12 protein-coding genes are annotated in these 15,838 nt (G+C 68.6%); 4 read left to right on the forward strand and 8 right to left on the reverse strand.

The features are described 5' to 3' along the window. Positions 1-200: 200 nt before the first annotated feature. The 3 genes from R6Y94_RS43465 to R6Y94_RS43475 all read right to left on the reverse strand — a co-directional run bounded on the left by R6Y94_RS43465 (position 201) and on the right by R6Y94_RS43475 (position 2,488). The gene (locus R6Y94_RS43465) at positions 201-986 is read right to left on the reverse strand and encodes a class I SAM-dependent methyltransferase (RefSeq protein WP_318403137.1); all 786 of its coding nucleotides are present in this window, start codon (positions 984-986) and stop codon (positions 201-203) included. A gap of 115 nt (positions 987-1,101) precedes the next feature. Further along, positions 1,102-1,491 carry a MerR family transcriptional regulator gene (locus tag R6Y94_RS43470; protein WP_318403139.1) on the reverse strand — a complete coding sequence of 130 codons (390 nt, stop codon included), beginning with the start codon at positions 1,489-1,491 and terminating at the stop codon, positions 1,102-1,104. 175 nt (positions 1,492-1,666) lie between these two features. Further along, on the reverse strand, positions 1,667-2,488 hold the full coding sequence (locus tag R6Y94_RS43475) for a TerC family protein (protein WP_318403141.1): 822 nt from the start codon (positions 2,486-2,488) through the stop codon (positions 1,667-1,669). A gap of 539 nt (positions 2,489-3,027) precedes the next feature. Between R6Y94_RS43475 and R6Y94_RS43480 the strand changes: the two genes are divergently transcribed. Beyond that, positions 3,028-4,395: a hypothetical protein gene (locus R6Y94_RS43480; protein WP_318403143.1), complete on the forward strand. Its 1,368-nt coding sequence runs from the start codon at positions 3,028-3,030 to the stop codon at positions 4,393-4,395. Positions 4,396-4,588: 193 nt separating this feature from the next. Next, positions 4,589-5,218 carry a class I SAM-dependent methyltransferase gene (locus R6Y94_RS43485; protein WP_318403144.1) on the forward strand — a complete coding sequence of 210 codons (630 nt, stop codon included), beginning with the start codon at positions 4,589-4,591 and terminating at the stop codon, positions 5,216-5,218. Positions 5,219-5,294: 76 nt separating this feature from the next. On the opposite strand, the gene R6Y94_RS43490 is transcribed toward R6Y94_RS43485, so the two are convergent. The 4 genes from R6Y94_RS43490 to R6Y94_RS43505 form a co-directional block, all read right to left on the reverse strand. Further along, positions 5,295-5,474, reverse strand: a complete 180-nt coding sequence (locus R6Y94_RS43490) for a hypothetical protein (RefSeq protein WP_318403145.1) — start codon at positions 5,472-5,474, stop codon at positions 5,295-5,297. A 202-nt stretch (positions 5,475-5,676) separates the two neighbouring features. Next, positions 5,677-6,960 carry an oligosaccharide flippase family protein gene (locus R6Y94_RS43495; RefSeq protein ID WP_318403147.1) on the reverse strand — a complete coding sequence of 428 codons (1,284 nt, stop codon included), beginning with the start codon at positions 6,958-6,960 and terminating at the stop codon, positions 5,677-5,679. 447 nt (positions 6,961-7,407) lie between these two features. Further along, positions 7,408-8,766, reverse strand: coding sequence for a UDP-glucose/GDP-mannose dehydrogenase family protein (locus R6Y94_RS43500; protein WP_318403148.1), 1,359 nt, complete (start codon positions 8,764-8,766; stop codon positions 7,408-7,410). Between the two features lie 329 nt (positions 8,767-9,095). After that, positions 9,096-10,199, reverse strand: a complete 1,104-nt coding sequence (locus R6Y94_RS43505) for a glycosyltransferase family 4 protein (protein ID WP_318403150.1) — start codon at positions 10,197-10,199, stop codon at positions 9,096-9,098. Between the two features lie 738 nt (positions 10,200-10,937). Between R6Y94_RS43505 and R6Y94_RS43510 the strand changes: the two genes are divergently transcribed. Continuing rightward, positions 10,938-11,789, forward strand: coding sequence for a polysaccharide deacetylase family protein (locus R6Y94_RS43510; protein WP_318403152.1), 852 nt, complete (start codon positions 10,938-10,940; stop codon positions 11,787-11,789). A 105-nt stretch (positions 11,790-11,894) separates the two neighbouring features. On the opposite strand, the gene R6Y94_RS43515 is transcribed toward R6Y94_RS43510, so the two are convergent. Then, complete coding sequence (locus R6Y94_RS43515; protein ID WP_318403154.1) at positions 11,895-13,631, reverse strand: hypothetical protein; 1,737 nt, start codon at positions 13,629-13,631, stop codon at positions 11,895-11,897. A 407-nt stretch (positions 13,632-14,038) separates the two neighbouring features. Here R6Y94_RS43515 and R6Y94_RS43520 point away from each other — a divergent pair. Beyond that, positions 14,039-15,838: IPT/TIG domain-containing protein (locus R6Y94_RS43520; protein WP_318403156.1), on the forward strand; the 1,800-nt coding region annotated here is incomplete at its 3' end.

The following is a 15,838-nucleotide window of genomic DNA, read 5'->3' on the forward strand; positions in this document are numbered from 1 at the left end:
CGCCAGTCTCGCACGCCTCGAAGTCACCCGGCCAGCGCCGGGCACGCGACGCCCGCCGCAGGAGGGTCCGGATCAGCCTCGCCCTCGCCGTCGGCTCGGCCATGGCCAATATCGGGGTCCAGCTACCGACAGTGGCCGACGATCGAACGGCCGAGCCGGGCGCGGTGGCCGGTGGCAAGGGTTGCTCCTCGGAGGGGGAACTATCGGGGTGGCTTGACCGCCCGGGTCGCGAAGTAGCCGGGCAGCCAGCCGGCGGTGGCGTCGGAGTGGTGCGGCGCCTCCGCGAACCCAGCGACGACAAAGCCGGCGGCGAGCTGACCTCCGATCTGCTCGGCCAGCGTGTGGCTGTACTCCAGCGGTGCGTCCGCACCCCACAACCGCGCGCGTTCCTCGGCCGGGACGTGTGTGAGGTCGCTGTACGGGAGCCGGTGGCGAACCACCAGTTCGCCGCGCTCGTCCAACGCCTCGTGGTCGAAGAGGAAAACGTCGGGGTTGACGAAACCGCAGAGCAGCGCACCGCCCGGGCGCAACACCCGAAAGCACTCCCGCCACACCGGGGCGAGTTCGGGCACGAACAGGTTGGAGACGGGGTTGAAGACGAGATCGAAGGCGGAGTCGGCGAAGACCGACAGGTCACGCATGTCGCCGAGGACGGTCCGCAGCTCCAGGCCGTCCCGGTGGGCCACCATGTCGTCCTGTTCGAGCTGACGCGGCGAGTTGTCGAAGACGGTGACCCGGGCACCGGCGGCGGCGAGTGTCGGACCCTGCTGCCCGCCACCGGACGCCAGGCACAGCACGTCCGCGCCGGTGAGGTCGGCCGGAAACCAGGCGCGGTCGACGGGCTGATAGCCGATGAGTACGACCGACCAGTCGCCGGCCCGTGCCCTGGCGATCGTCTCCGCGGAGACCGGCCGCGACCATTCGTTGCCCTTGTCGACCTGCCGGTCCCAGGCGGCCCGGTTGTGCATCACCGGATCAAGGTTCATCGCCCCACGCTAGTGCGCCGTCCACTGGGGTTCACCGGGTTTACGGTGGGTGTGGTGGATCCTCGCCCGTCGGCCCGACGAATTGCCGACAGCTCCGCCGTGCGGTGGACGGGACTCAGGCGGGCGGAGGTAGCCCGGCGGTGAGGTCGAGGGCGGTCGCGATGAGGGCGTGAGCGCGGGTCGTGATCGCGGTGAGCAGGCCGTGGGCGTGTTCGTCACTGTGTCGCGCGGCGGCCTGCAGGGCATGCAGGGCGTTGTCGAGTTGGTCGAGCCTGGCGTCGAGGTCGTCGGCCACCGGTTGACGCAACGCCGCCGCGATCTCCTGCAACGGCACACCGTGCGCCTCCAGAGCACGGATCGTGGTGATCCGCTCGATCACCTCGGGGTCGTAGAGCCGGTAGTTGCCGCCGGAACGGGCGGCGGGGGCGATGAGGTCGAGACTGGTGTAGAAGTCGACGGTGCGCGGCGAGACGCCGGCTTGAGCGGCGACCTCCCCGATCCGCAACAAGGTCGCGTCGACGGTCCACCTCCCTGCCTCGTCCGGATCCTGCGGAAACTGTACAGCGGCAGGTGTTACGGCCCTACGACATCCGCGCGGCCGATCCGACGCCGGTCCCAGGCCCCGCCGACCAGGCGACGCGTCCACGGCTGTCCCTGCCCCGGTCGGGGGCCACCGCCGGTCAGCTCGTCGGCGGGCGACTACGGGGACCAGCCTCAGTCGCCGAGGCGGTCGAGTTCTCGGTCTCCGGTGACTTGACGTAGGTGGGGTGCAGGTGCACGGGCTGCGCCGCGCTCCGCTGCTGACGGGCCCGTACCCGCAGGTTGAGGAACTCGACGAAGATGGAGAACGCGATCGGGCCGTACACGTATCCCTTGGGGATGTGCTGGTCGAAGCCCTCGGCGATCAGGCTGGCGCCGATGAGCAGCAGGAACGACAGAGCCAGCATCTTGACCGTCGGATGCGTGTTGACGAACCGGCTGACGGTGCCGGCCGACACCAACATGATCACCATTGCGACCACGACGGCCGCCACCATGATGAACAACTGGTCCACCATGCCGACTGCGGTGATCACGGAGTCGAGGGAGAAGACGATGTCGAGGATGAGGATCTGGACGATCACCGCCGCGAACGACGACGTGGCCCGGGCTGAGCGGCCGTGTTCGGCACCCTCGAGATGCTCGTGTATTTCATAGGTGGCCTTGCCGAGCAGGAACAACCCGCCCAGCAACAGGATCAGGTCACGACCGGAGATTTCCTGCCCGAAGACCGTGAACAGCGGTGCGGTCAGCCCGATCACCCAGGACAGTGACGCCAGCAGCAGCAGCCGGGTCACCAGGGCCAGCGACAGGCCGATGGTGCGGGCGCGCGCCTGCTGGTGCTCGGGCAGCCGACCGGCCAGGATCGAGATGAACACCACGTTGTCGATGCCCAGCACGACCTCCAGCAGCAGCAGCGTCGCGAACGCGACCCACAGCTCGGGACTGCCCAAGAACTCCATACCACCCTCGACATCTCGGCACGCCAGCATTGGATCGCCAGCCAGATCGCAAACCATACAGCGTCACGTTGCGGTGAAGGTGAGACGGTCACGGATCCGGCGGGCATCCGCTCCGTTCTTCACCAGGTGCTTTGTCGGCCTAGTTCCGAATACAGGCACTCTCAGGCGGTTTTTCGTATCTCTCCTTATCGTTCGGAAAGCTCGCTCTATGCTGACTCGGTGCTTCGCTGGTTCGTTATCCGGGTTGGAGGGATGCCCAGCATGCTCGACGTGATCATCAAGGCCACGGCGCCGGCGCCGACGGTCACCGACGCCGTCGTGGTCGCGGCACACACCGACGGTGCGCTGCCGGTCGTCCGATACGGAGAACTGGCCGGGTGACCGTCCACATCGGGCTCCGCCACCCCGGGGCGCAGCCTGCCCTCGCCATCGCGGCGGCCGGCCCACCCCCCTCACCCGAGAGCCCGGGCCGGAGGCGCACGGTATTCCGAGTCGCGGCAGCGGGAGCCGGATGGTACCTGTTCGGGCTTCTCGGCCTGTTGCTCGACTCGGACGTACCGACGGTCGGCCAAACCCGCGCGATTTTCGCACTCTCCTGTGCCGCCCTGCTTTTCGGGCTGTGGGTCTATTGGCGCCACGGTGGAACCGCCGTCAGCGCGGTCGGCGTCTACAACTTCGCGTTCGCTCTCTTCGTCGGCTTCGCCGGGCTGTACCTGCTCGCCGGCGAGGCCGATGGGGAATCCCTGCTGCGGGCGCTGGTGTTGTGCTACTTCGGCCACGTGACCACCTGGCTGCTGTTCTGGACGAAGGACCCGCCGCCGGAGCCGCCCGGGCCACGTCCCGTCGATCCGGCGTTCCTTCGCCGGCTCACCTGGATCGGGGTCCTCGTCACCTGCGGTGGCGCCGTCACCTCGCTTGAGCTTGTTGGGTCGCTGCGCCACCTGAGCCAGGCCGCCGGATTCGTCGGCGCCCTGCTGGTCGTGATCGGCCTCCTGGACGACGAGCGCCGGCCGCCGCTGCTCGGCTGTCTGCTGGCAGCGGGAGGATTCGCGCTCTCGGTGGTCACCTCCAACAGCTACGGTCGGCTGATGCTCGGTTCGCTGGGCTTCGCCCTGCTGATCGTGATAGCCCGGCGAATGCGAACCCGACTGGTGAAAGCCCTGGTCATCCCCGCCTCGGTACCGATCCTGCTGATGATGGCCAACATGCGTATGGACGCGGTACGGGCGAACCATCCAGGTGTACAGGTCACCGGCACCGGGCTCGAGTCCGTGGCGAGTCCGTTGGAGGTCTTCGGCACTCTGCTAGATCACAATGATGCTGGTCTCCTTGCCCACGCCTGGGGCCACACCTTCTGGGCAGCGGTGGTCTCGCTCATCCCGCGCGCCGTCTGGCCGACCAAGCCGCCGGGCTTCGGTGCGGAGTTGGTGCCTATCCTGCACCCCGAACTCGTGAACAGCGGCCACTCCGACGCGGCACTGTTCCAGGGCGAGTGGCTCTACAACTTCGGACTCATCGGCCTGGTGCTCATGGTGCCCATCGTGGGCTTCGCCGTGCGGGCCGCCGACCTCTTCCTGGCCCGGGCCTCAGCCCGTCCGCTCATGGGCCGGCACGCGCTTCTGGCGTACGCCGCCGCCGTCATCGTCGCCGCGGGCCTACCCGACCTGGCCTGGGGCACCTTCACCTTCACCGTACGTGCCGGCATGCGGCTCGCGGTGCTCGTAGTCGTGTGGTTCCTGATTACCGACAGGAGAATTGGATGGCCCGGCCCGACACTGCCGCTCGACACATCCGGCAGGCGCTCACCTACGCCTGGACGCATCCGGCCAACCGTGGCCGGCAGTTCGGCAACATCGCTCGACCGGCCCACTTCCCGCTCCGCGGGCGGATCGGCCCGCAGACGCTGACAACCGTGGGCCGCGCTCCACTGAACGGCGGCGTCGAAGGCGGTGTACGCGGACCGTCCGGCCCTCCTCGCGGCGTACGGCTATCAGTCGCCCGTCCGGACCGCCACGGCGTTCTCCGGGACACGGAGGTGTCGGGCGTCAGTTTGCGGGACATGTCCGCCGTCCTGCTTGAGTACTGGTGATTGGAGAACAGATGCGCAGCTTTGCCCACTGGACCCCCCGCTACCTCCTCGACCGCACGCGCGAGATGCTCTACAGTCGCAGCCATCCCGATGCGCCCTGGCTCACTCCGCAGGCCACGCAGATCCTGTCCACCCTGCTACGCCCGGGCGACCGAGGCGTGGAGTTCGGTTCTGGCCGCAGCACCCTCTGGCTGTCGCAACGGGTGCGGCACCTGACCAGCGTGGAGCACGACGACGTGTGGCACGACATGATCTCGGCGAGGTTGAAGACCCAGGGCGCCCACAACGTCGACCATCTGTTCGCGGCACCGGACGTGCCGCTCGACCGAGGTGCCGAGAGCGAGTACGTCCGAACACTGCTGCGCTTCGATGAGGGCAGCCTCGACTTCGCGCTCGTCGACGGGATCTACCGCGACGCCTGCGCCCGGCTCTCTCTCGGCAAGCTCCGCTCGGGCGGTCTACTCATCGTCGACAACGTCGAGAGGTTCCTACCGTCGCTTTCCCGCTCTCCGGTGTCGAGAAAGCCGGCGCAGGGTCCGGCGACTCAGGTGTGGGCGGAGGTGGCCAACGCGGTCGGGCAGTGGCGACACATCTGGACCAGTTCCGGCGTCTCGGACACGGCGATCTTCATCAAGCCCTGACCGCCTCGACGTACCGTCGGGTGGGTTCGCGCAGCCGGTCCGCCATGTCCCGGGCGGTGTCCGCGCACTGCAGGCGCTAGGCCCGCGGCGGGCCCTGACGGTACTCGGCGAGCATGGCGAAGGCGAGCGCTGGCGGATCGACCGCGAGGCATCGGCGGTCCGTTGCCTCGGTGCACAGATCGTCCGCCGCCACCACCTCAAGCGTGGCGATCACCCGAGTGCCGAATCCCAGGGCTTCGTCGACCCCCAGCAGCACGCGTCTCACTGTGCGACGGAACGATGCGGTCCGCAGACCCCCACTCGGCGCGCAGCGTCGCCACGTCGCGGCGGTCTCGGCCCAGCCGTGCCAGGTGTCGGTACCGCAGAGGTAGAAGACGGGCAGCTCTCCGTCGAGTTCGTCGCGCGGCCGGTTGAGCACGGGAGTGTGCGGGGGCTCGGACACTCGACAACGAAGACAATCACGGCACCGGCTCTTTCTGTTCGTCGGCAGCCAGGGCGCGGCTCAGCGCGCGGAGAAGCAGCAGGAACGCCACGCCCGTCGAGATGCTGGAGGCCAGGGCGGCGCCCGGCGGACCCAGGACCGGCATCAGCGTGCCGAGCAGTACGACCATCACCCCGGCGGCGACCGCCTGGGCCCACCCGGCGGCGAGCGGCCGGCCGTGTCCACGCAGGAGGTCCGCGCACACCTGCTGGCAAGCCATGAAGACGCCGCCCGGGGTCAGCAGGACCACCAGCACGACGGCGTTGTCGAAACCCGGACCGAACACCATAGGGACCAGCCAGGGCGCGAGCGCGGCCAGCGGGAGCATCAGCGCGACGGCGATGGCAGCGCTCACGGCCACGGCCCGCCACTGCAGCCGCGTCGTCGCCGACCGCGGACCTCGCTGCGCGGCGATTAGGGGGAACGCGACATAGCCCAGGCCCGCCGCGACCGGGACGGCGAGGGCGGTCAGCGAGGCAGCCACCGCGTAGTTGCCGAGCGCGGACGGGTCGTCCGTGACCGAAAGGGCCAACTGGTCGAGCCGGGCGATCGCCACCAGCGGTATCGTGGCCGCGAGCTGCCCGACACCGTAACGCGCCATCGGACGGACCAGGACGAGACTTGGCCGCCCCCCGGTGAGCCGGTCGCGTGCGCACAACCCGTAGGCCAGCACCGTCTGGGCCACCATCGTGGCGGAGAACGCGGTCAACACGGTGATCAGGTTGAGCTGACCGGTGGCGTGTAGCACGACGACCACGACCAGGTAGCCGACCGGCTGGGAGATCCGCGCCAGATTCCACCGAGCGATGCTCGAGCCCTGGAGCGCGAACGTGTAACTGAGACCCACGAACGCGGCCAGACAGGTGGCGAACATGAGCCGGTAGGCCCACACTACGGTTTCGCTGTCCGAACCGAGCAGCGGGGCGGCGATCATCCCGACGGCGAGTGTCACCACTCCGGAGACGACCAAGATGTTCCGGGACACAGCCACGTAGTCGGGGGCCCGACCGGGATCGCGGGCGACAAAGAACGTGGTCGCCGCCGACTGGCCGAGCCCGCCGACCACGAGCAGGAGCACGAACCACACCATGATTGCCGCGTACTCGCCCCTGGCGCTCGGACCGAGCGACCGCGCGATGACGATTCCCGCTATCCCGGCGGTCCCGGTCGAGACGACGTTGAACGCTGACGTGGCGACGACGGCGAGTCGTGTTCCGTTGGACGTCTTCGCCCGGCGCGCGCTCCGGGTCAGCGTGCTCATGGCTGGCTCCACTCCGGCAGTGGACAGCCAGTCCGCGTACCGTTCTCCGCGACCGCAGATTCGAGGTCCTCACCGAGGGTGAGCAGGACGGAGGCGTCGTACCGGGCGACGGTCTGGCGGACCGCAGCCGGGAGCGACAGTGGACCAGACTGGAACGCGAGGATCACACAACTCCTGCCCTGGACACGGCCCGAAAGCAGACGGACGGCAGGCCTCGGGCCGACCGATGTATGGCAAACTATAGTGAGATGATTGGTCGTTATGCGGCATTTGGGCCGACAATTCGGTCGAGGTCGAAGGCGGTCGGTGTGCAACCGCTGGGGTACGCCGACCACGTCGCACGGTCCGTTGTGGCCGCAGGTGACTCCGGCTCTCCGCCGACGTCGACACCGCCTGGCGCTCACCAACGAGGACCGTTGACGGTGGAGGCTTCCGGCCGTCGTTCCGTCAGACCAGTTGGCGGGACGGGCCTCGCTGCGCCGGTCGAGATGCGGGTCGGTAGCTGATGTCGGTGACGGCCCAACCGGCGGCGCGCCATCGTGCCGTGACGATCACCCCTTGAGTGTCGATGAGCCGGCGGACGGCGGTCCTGTCGCCGATGGCGTACGGGTCGAGGCTGCGGAACTCGGGCCACCCGGTGGTGACGAGGACGAGGTCGGCGTCTTGGGCGGCGTCGGCAGCGGTGGGCGCGTAGCTGAGTGCGGGGGCGGTGTGGCGGGCTTGGGCCATGCCCTGGGGGTCGTAGACGGCCACCTGGGCGCCGGCCTGGTGGAGTCGTACGGCGACGTCCAGGCCGGGGGAATCGCGCACGTCGTCGACGCCGGCCTTGAAGGCAGCGCCCCAGACGGCGACGCGGCGGCCGGCAAGGTTCCCGTCGAGGACCGTGCGGGCGAGTTCGACGGCCAGGTGGCGCCGGTGCCGGTTGACGGTGTCGACGGCACGCAGGAGCGCGGCGGCTTCGGTACTGCCGGTGCTGTCGGCCTGGTGGGTGAAGGCATGCAGGTCTTTGGGGAGGCAGCCGCCGCCGAACCCGAGGCCGGGCTGAAGGTAGTGATGCCCGATGCGAGTGTCGTAGCCGATGGCTTCGACGAGATCGGTCACGTTGGCGCCGATGGCTGCGCTCATCTCGGCAACGGCGTTGATGAAGCTGATCCGGGTGGCGAGGTAGGCGTTGGCGGTCGCCTTGACCATTTCCGCGGTGGCGAGGTCGGTGACGACGAGGGGGCATCCGTGGCTCTTGATGATCGGCGCGTAGAGCGCCCGGAGGGACTTCTCGGCTTCCGCGGAGCTGACGCCGATGACGATCCGGTCGGGCGTGAGCGTGTCGGCGACGGCGGTACCTTCGCGGAGGAACTCGGGGTTCCAGGCCACCTCCACCGCGTCGCCGGCGGGAGCGAGCCGGCGGACCAGGGCCTCCACGGCGCGGGCGGTGCCGGGTGACACGGTGGACTTGCCGACGATCAGGCAAGGGCGGTGCAGATGCGGAGCGAGCGCGCTGACGGCCGCGGTGAGTTGGGACAGGTCGTAGGAGCCGTCCGGACCGGACGGGGTGCCGACAGCCAGGAAGTGCACCTCGCCGTGCGCCGCGGCGTCGGTGAGGTCGGTGGTGAACCGAAGTCTTCCGGTGCCGATGTTGCGGGTCAGCAGGTCGTCGAGTCCGGGTTCATGAAACCAGCCTCGCCCGGCATTGAGGGCAGCGATTTTCGCCAGGTCGGTGTCGACACCGACGACGTGGTGGCCGATGTCCGCCATGCCGGCGGCGTGCGGGGCTCCGAGATGCCCGGAACCGATAACGGTGATCTTCAAAGCCTGGTCCTTTACGACTAGTGCTGACGCCTCGGCGGCAGCCCTCCGAAACCCGGATGGTGCGGAGAGATAACAGAGCCAGTGCCCGGGTCTGGGTCCGAGCAGCGGCGCACCGGCCGCGCTGCGGTGGACCTGGACCAGGGGCGGCCGGTAGCCGAAGCGCCTGCTCCTGCCTCACGTGTCTGGCGGATGCGCTCTGACAGCTTAGATGGCGATATAGCCGTTTTGCGGCTTTTTTCTAAACCACTGACCTGGAGGCAGACGCGAGGTGTTCGACCTCTCGTGGAGTGGACACGTCGCCGGTGCCCGACCCGTTGCGGCCGATGCGGTCACACACCCGCACCCGACGGAATCAGCCCGGCTGTCCGTACCCGGTCCAGCAGGTTGTCGTTGCCGACAGCCTGCCGCCACGCCCGGTAGGCGTCTCCAGCTCGCTCGCGTGCGTCGAGGCGCTCGCGCGGTGTCATGGCCGCGAAGCGATCGAGTTCCTTTGCCAGGTCGGCGGGAGCGAGTTCGTCGAGGACCCGTCCTCCCCCGTCGTGGAGCACATCGGACCAGGGCGTCTCATCCGAGCAGATCACCGGGCAGGACGCGGACAGGCTCTCGGCGATGACGAATCCGAAGTTCTCTCCCAGCGTGGGAAACACGAAGGCATCGTAGCGGGAGAAGATTTGCCGGACCGCCGAAGGCGCGACCTCGCCCTGGTAGCGGACCGTCACATTCAGCGGAAGCCGGGAGATGAGTTGCTCGCAGCGTGACCAGTGTGCGACGTCCTCCAACGGGCCGTAAATGTCGAGCTCGACCGGCGACGACACCCGATTCAAAGCGTCGAGCACCATATCCAGGTTCTTCTTCGGCGATATCCGCCCGAGGAAGACCAGTCGCACCGGCCCGTCGCTCGGGGCCTGCGGCGGCAGTGGCTCCTCGGGTAGCGGCACCTGGTAGTGGTTGACCAGGATCTTGGCCCACGGGAACACCGCCCTGATCTCCGCCGCCTCCCGGTTCGTCACCGCATGCCACGTCACGTCGGCATGCCGCAGCAGAGGCGCCCACACAGTCAGGAACAGGCGCTTCTTCCTGCCCTTGAGCATCAACGCTCCCGGCGACAACTCCCCGTGCGGGGAGAGCAGGACGCGGCGGGCGTTGACGAGCCCGAGCCGTACGGCGACGATCGGTAGCACCGTGAAGAGTGGTTCCCACAAACTGTTGACGTGCAGTAGGTCGAATTTGGTCCTTCGCAGTTCGCGCCACAACCCGAGCCACTGCAGAGGACGACGGACGTCCAGATAGAAGATGCGCGAGCGTCGCCGGCCCCACCATTTTCCGGACAGGTCTCGATAGACCTCCGCGGAACCGACGTCACAATCCCGTGTGACAACCGTCAGGTCGACATCGTCAGAAACCGTGTCGACGGTCTGGACGATCGCCCGCACAATACCGCCACCACGAAAGCCGGGTTCGAAGACCCTGCATGTCATCAGTACCCTCATACGGTCGTGAACCACCGCACGACGCTCCCTTCAATCAGGCGGCGGCGTGCCGCCCTGCCGTTAGTTCGATCGACCGGGCAATGTGGCCGCCGACGCGGCGTGTCGGCGTGCGGCACGACTCCTCCAGTCCCGCTCTTGCGGGTTCGGCACGCGCTTGACGGCGAGCCTCTCGCTCACTCCAGCGTATCGCACTATAAGTTCTAATATGGGATCGAATGTCCAGATCAGCAACTCCGATCCCCTGGCCTACCCCCGCCGCCGGTAGCCGCGACTGCTCCGGTCACCCGCCCCCGATGGGATCGGCGCGGGTGGCGGTGATCCGGCGAAGCGGCCCGGCACGACGCTTCACCGCCGCACCATCGACGCGCGCAGCACACCCACCCCATTCCAACTACCCGGCGGGACGGCCGCGACCGGGGTATCAGGCCGGGCACTTCCACACTTCGCCATGACCGCCACCGGCGGCGCCTACGCCGGGGCCACCACGGCTCGGGCCAGCGCAGCACGCCAGCACCGCGGAGGCGCACAGCGCGGTCGCCGCGCGGCTGCCGTCCGACACCGGCGCGCTCGACATCGACCCCTCTCGCCGGCAGAGCGTCCGGAGTGATCCGCCTGGAGGGTGATCAAGCGCGAAAACGGAATAACGGCCGTTAGTTACACAATCTATATAATATTGCCGGCATGTCGAGACTCTTGAAGCTGGGGACGACAGCCTTTGTCGCCGCCGTGGTCCTCGCCGGCTCGTACGTCCTCGTACGCGTGATCACCGGCTCCGAAGGCGGCCGGCGCTCCACTGTGAGCAGGCCCATTTCGACCACCGGGTCGGGCGTGCCCGCCTCGTCCGCTCCGGCCTCACGAGACGTGGTCGCCAGCCCGAGCATCCCGTCACAGGTCCCGGCCTGGCCACTCGATGCAGAGCATGGCGGACCGTACGGAGCCCGGGTGACCACCGGCTCGTCGCAGGTCGCACTCACCTTCGACGACGGCCCGGACCCCCGCTACACCCCTCCGATCCTGGCCCTACTGCGCCAATCAGGCGTCAAAGCCACCTTCTGCCTGGTGGGTGTCAACGTACGAGCCCATCCCGACCTGGTACGGGCCATCGCCGCCGACGGACACACCCTGTGCAACCACTCCTGGGCACACGACATGAGACTGGGAAGCCGCTCCCGATCCGCCATCCTGGCCGACCTGACCCGGACCAACCAGGCGATCCGGTCAGCGGTACCGGGAGTCCCGATCCCCTACTTCCGGCAACCGGGCGGGGCCTGGACGCGAGCCGTCGTCAGGGCGGCCCGACAGTTGCAGATGACCTCGTTGCACTGGGCCGTCGACCCCCGTGACTGGGCTCGCCCCGGCGCCAGGAACATCATCCGCACCGTCACGTCCGATGTGTATCCGGGCGCCATCGTCCTGCTGCACGACGCCGGCGGCGACCGGCGGGCGACCGTGAAGGCACTCCGATCGATGCTGCCGGCGCTCGACCGACGCTTCCCCCTCGCCGCGATGCCCACCGGCGCGCCCATGCCGTGACCGGTTGGCTTCTGGCCATGCCCCGTCGTCGGGTCCCGCCGCGTCCGGGGTGGTGAGTGGGACCGCCCGGCCGGAGTTGCGGTTGACCGTGGGCAGCGCGGCCGGCTAGGGAGCCACGAAATCGAGCACCGTGTCCAGTTGGAGGTCGCTGCCACCAAGGGTGACGCGAGCCTTGATCTCGGTCTCGCCGAACTGCATGGCGACCCGGATGCTTCGTTGCGTCAGGTCCAGGTGCATCACCTTGACCAGATTCACTGTCAGCCGACCGATCCGGTAGCAGCCCACCTCGTCGACGTACCGCGGTTCGGGTTCCCGGGTCGCATAGAAGTCCACGTCGACCTCCGTCTGGTCGCCTTCGACCGGAATGCATCCCTGGACAGTCTCGTGTCCGGTCCGGACAGTCTCACCGGCCCGTACGAACACGGCGAACCTGTCGACGCAATTGACCTCCCCCCGCGAGTTGACACGTCGTTTGGCTGGCAGGTCGGCGCCTTCCTCGAACGACGTGACCACATCGATGCCGTAGGTGTATTTGGATCGGCGCGCACGGGTCTGCGGATCGTAGGCGAAGTGCACCGCTCCCGCCAAGACCGCCATGGCCGACCTGGGTACGACGCGGACCTCGGCCCGGCGGAGGAGGTGGCCTCGTACGCGTTGCTGAAGGTAGGGCGATGCGGCGAACCCTCCGACGAGCAGGACCACCTCCGGCGACTGTGCCGGCCCGGCAGCCTCGCGCATCTCGTCGACCTGTCGGTCGATCATGTCCAGAATACGAGGAACAACCTCCTCGAAGATGTCCCGGACCTCGTCCGGGGAGACGACGATGTACTCGTCGTCTCCGCCCTGCAGATCTGGTAGCGCGTACCTCGCCGACTCGCTCAGGCAGCGGTCGAGTGCCTTCCCGATCGGCAGGTACAGCGGATGCGCGAGATCGACAGTCGCGTGCACCTTGACCCGTTCCCAGGCGTCGAGCAGGTCCTCCAGCGCCGCGGGACACTGGTTGGCGAGCCGCTGCATCTCCTCCACGCCACCCAGTCGCTTGGTGAGTACCGTCTCCTCGAACACCTTGTTCAGGTACGCCGATCCGCTCTTGTCCCCGTAGGCGCGACCGATCTCGACCATCAGCCCGTTCTCGTCGTTGCGGTAGGCAGTGATGTCGATGGTCCCGCCGCCACAGTCGACCACCATGAATCTGGTACCGGGCTGGGTGAGGTCCCTACCGTCCTCAGCGCCATTGACGCTGACTCCCGACACTCGCGCGTGGTAGGCGGCGGCCTCGGGCTCCAGGGCAAGGATGAGTCGTCCGTCCTCGGTCGGCATTCCCGCCTCGTACGCCGCCTCGCGCATGAGCTGCTTCTGGTAGTCGTCCCAGATCGCCGGGACCGTCAGACACCAGCGGATCTCGTCCGCGCGGTAGCCGCTCCCGGAGATCTCCGTCAACGCCCGCTGATAGACCCTCTTCAGGAATGCCACCACGAGCCGCTCGGGGCTGTCCTCGCAATCATTGAGGGAGACCCCGCGACGCGGCGGCCGCTCGTCTCCGAAACGTGCGAGGGACAACTTGAAGTGCTTCTTGTACCGGTGCCCCGTGTGGTACAGCTCAAGACCGTGGGTGCGCCACATCCGGTGCGCCTCCCAGCCCCAGGACAAGACGTCGCCCCGACGATCGATGATCAGTGCCGTGAGCGTCTTCGGGTACGGAGACGGCTGCCCCGGCCACTCGTCGCAGGTGAAAATCTGCCGTTGGCAGGGATCGTCGTGCAAGGGGCTCAGGAATGTCCAGGCGAAACCGCAACCATGGGTACCGAAGTCAATTACAGCCACAACCCTGATCTCGGCCATAGCGCCACCCTCCATGCCCGGCATCCGCGGACCGAGTGGAGGGGAAATCGGTCACGCCACAGACCTCACTGCCGCTGGCCGCAGTCTCTACCCACTCAACGGGTCGGGGTCACGACCGGTTACTGACGGCATCGGGCGGTCCGGGGCACCTGTGAGCCACGCTGGCGTCCTCTTCGGATACCGCGGGCTCTGGCGTTGCCGGCGGTCCGGTGGGGGCCGGTGTCGCCGCACCAGCGACACCCGGTCACCAGATAAACACCTTTTGTAACATTTCGCGTAACCCGTCCGGTTTTGTCTCGTTCTTCCGAAGGGAAGCGGCGGGGACCTCGGTTGTGCCTGCCATCTACCGGTACTGCGCCTGAACATTCCGCGGGGGAAACGTGACGTCCATTCGGAGAATACTGTCCATGCTGTCGGTGACGCTGGTCGCCGGCGGCGCCGTACTACACCTGCCGGCGCCCGCCCTGGCCCAGCCGGGCTCCGCCAACGCCCGCGGCCTGGTGGTCGATCTCTCCGCCGACGTCGCCGGCGTCGTGGTGATCGACGCGGATGCGACGATCGGCAGCGCGACCGCGCCGCCCGGTGGCGGCACCGACACTTCCACCCTGGTGGACATCTCACTGGCCGGGGCGATCGGGGTGACCGCCGACGGCACCGTCGAGGAGGTCACCGCCACCCGTGGCGCAACCGCCTCCTCGGCGTTCTCCAGCGTCAACGGACTGAACCTGACGGTGCTCGGCATCGACGTCCTCGACGCCGCCGAAGTGACCGCCACGGCCACCTGCCCGCTGGTAGGGGCGCAGACCGCCGAGACCACGCTCGCCGGCCTCTCGCTCTTCGGTACCGCCGTCGTCCTGGAGGCGAACGGCCCGAGCGTGCAGGGCAGCGCCGCCGTCACCGTACCGGGACTGCTCGGGGCCAGCCTCGACGCGACGTTGACGCGTACCGAGACCACCACGGCGGCCGGCGCGGCGGCGACGACCATCCTGGCCACACTCACCCTGACCGGAACGGTGCTCGGCGAGCCGGTGACCATCCCGGTCGGTACGGTGATCGTGGCGCAGGCGAGCTGCGAACGCCCGCCGGCGCCCGTGCCGCCGACCGCGTCGGCGATCGACCCGGACTCCGGTCCACAGTCCGGCGGCCAGACCGTCACCATCACCGGCACCGGCTTCGTGCCCGGGGACACCACGGTCACCTTCGACGGAGTACCCGCCACCAACGTCACGGTGGCACCCGACGGCACCTCGCTGACCGCCGTCACCCCGACGAACCCGGTCGGCCCGGCCGCCGTCGTGGTCACCACGCCCGGCGGCTCGGCCGCACCGCTGGACTACACCTACCTGGCCGACGGCAGCAACGCCGTGGTGACCGGGCTCGACCCGACGTCCGGCCCGACCAGCGGTGGCACCACCGTCACCATCACCGGCACCGGCCTTACCGGCGCCGTCGGGGTCGACTTCGACGAGCTGCCCGGCACCAACTTCACCATCGATCCCGCCGGGACGACCATCACCGTCGTCACCCCGCCCAACCCGGCCGGTCCGGCCCTGGTCGAGGTCGTCTTCCCGGCCGGCCGGGTCACCGCGCCGACCTTCACCTACATCGCGCCGGCAATCACCTCGATCGTGCCGGACACCGGTCCGAGCACCGGCGGCACCAGTGTGACGATCACCGGCACCGGCTTCACCGGGGCCACCGGGGTCACCTTCGGGGACAACCCCGGCACCGACCTGGTGGTCGACCCGAGCGGCACCTCACTAACCGTCACCACCCCGCCCGGCACACCCGGCCCAGTGGACGTCACCGTGCTGATCCCCGGCGCCGACGCCGTCGCTCCCGACGGCTTCATCTACCAGGCGGTCGCACCGACCGCGTCGGCGATCGACCCGGACTCCGGTCCACAGTCCGGCGGCCAGACCGTCACCATCACCGGCACCGGCTTCGTGCCCGGGGACACCACGGTCACCTTCGACGGAGTACCCGCCACCAACGTCACGGTGGCACCCGACGGCACCTCGCTGACCGCCGTCACCCCGACGAACCCGGTCGGCCCGGCCGCCGTCGTGGTCACCACGCCCGGCGGCTCGGCCGCACCGCTGGACTACACCTACCTGGCCGACGGCAGCAACGCCGTGGTGACCGGGCTCGACCCGACGTCCGGCCCGACCAGCGGTGGCACCACCGTCACCATCACCGGCACCGGC

This window comes from Plantactinospora sp. KLBMP9567 (assembly GCF_033446045.1).
Taxonomy (GTDB): Bacteria; Actinomycetota; Actinomycetes; order Mycobacteriales; family Micromonosporaceae; genus Plantactinospora.

What these genes read in the sequence shown, in the direction of transcription:
- R6Y94_RS43465 (WP_318403137.1), bottom strand. Translation starts at nt 986, where the DNA reads ATGAACCTTGATCCGGTGATGCACAACCGGGCCGCCTGGGACCGGCAG.
- R6Y94_RS43485 (WP_318403144.1), top strand. Translation starts at nt 4,589, where the DNA reads ATGCGCAGCTTTGCCCACTGGACCCCCCGCTACCTCCTCGACCGCACG.
- R6Y94_RS43475 (WP_318403141.1), bottom strand. Translation starts at nt 2,488, where the DNA reads ATGGAGTTCTTGGGCAGTCCCGAGCTGTGGGTCGCGTTCGCGACGCTG.
- R6Y94_RS43495 (WP_318403147.1), bottom strand. Translation starts at nt 6,960, where the DNA reads ATGAGCACGCTGACCCGGAGCGCGCGCCGGGCGAAGACGTCCAACGGA.
- R6Y94_RS43510 (WP_318403152.1), top strand. Translation starts at nt 10,938, where the DNA reads ATGTCGAGACTCTTGAAGCTGGGGACGACAGCCTTTGTCGCCGCCGTG.
- R6Y94_RS43515 (WP_318403154.1), bottom strand. Translation starts at nt 13,631, where the DNA reads ATGGCCGAGATCAGGGTTGTGGCTGTAATTGACTTCGGTACCCATGGT.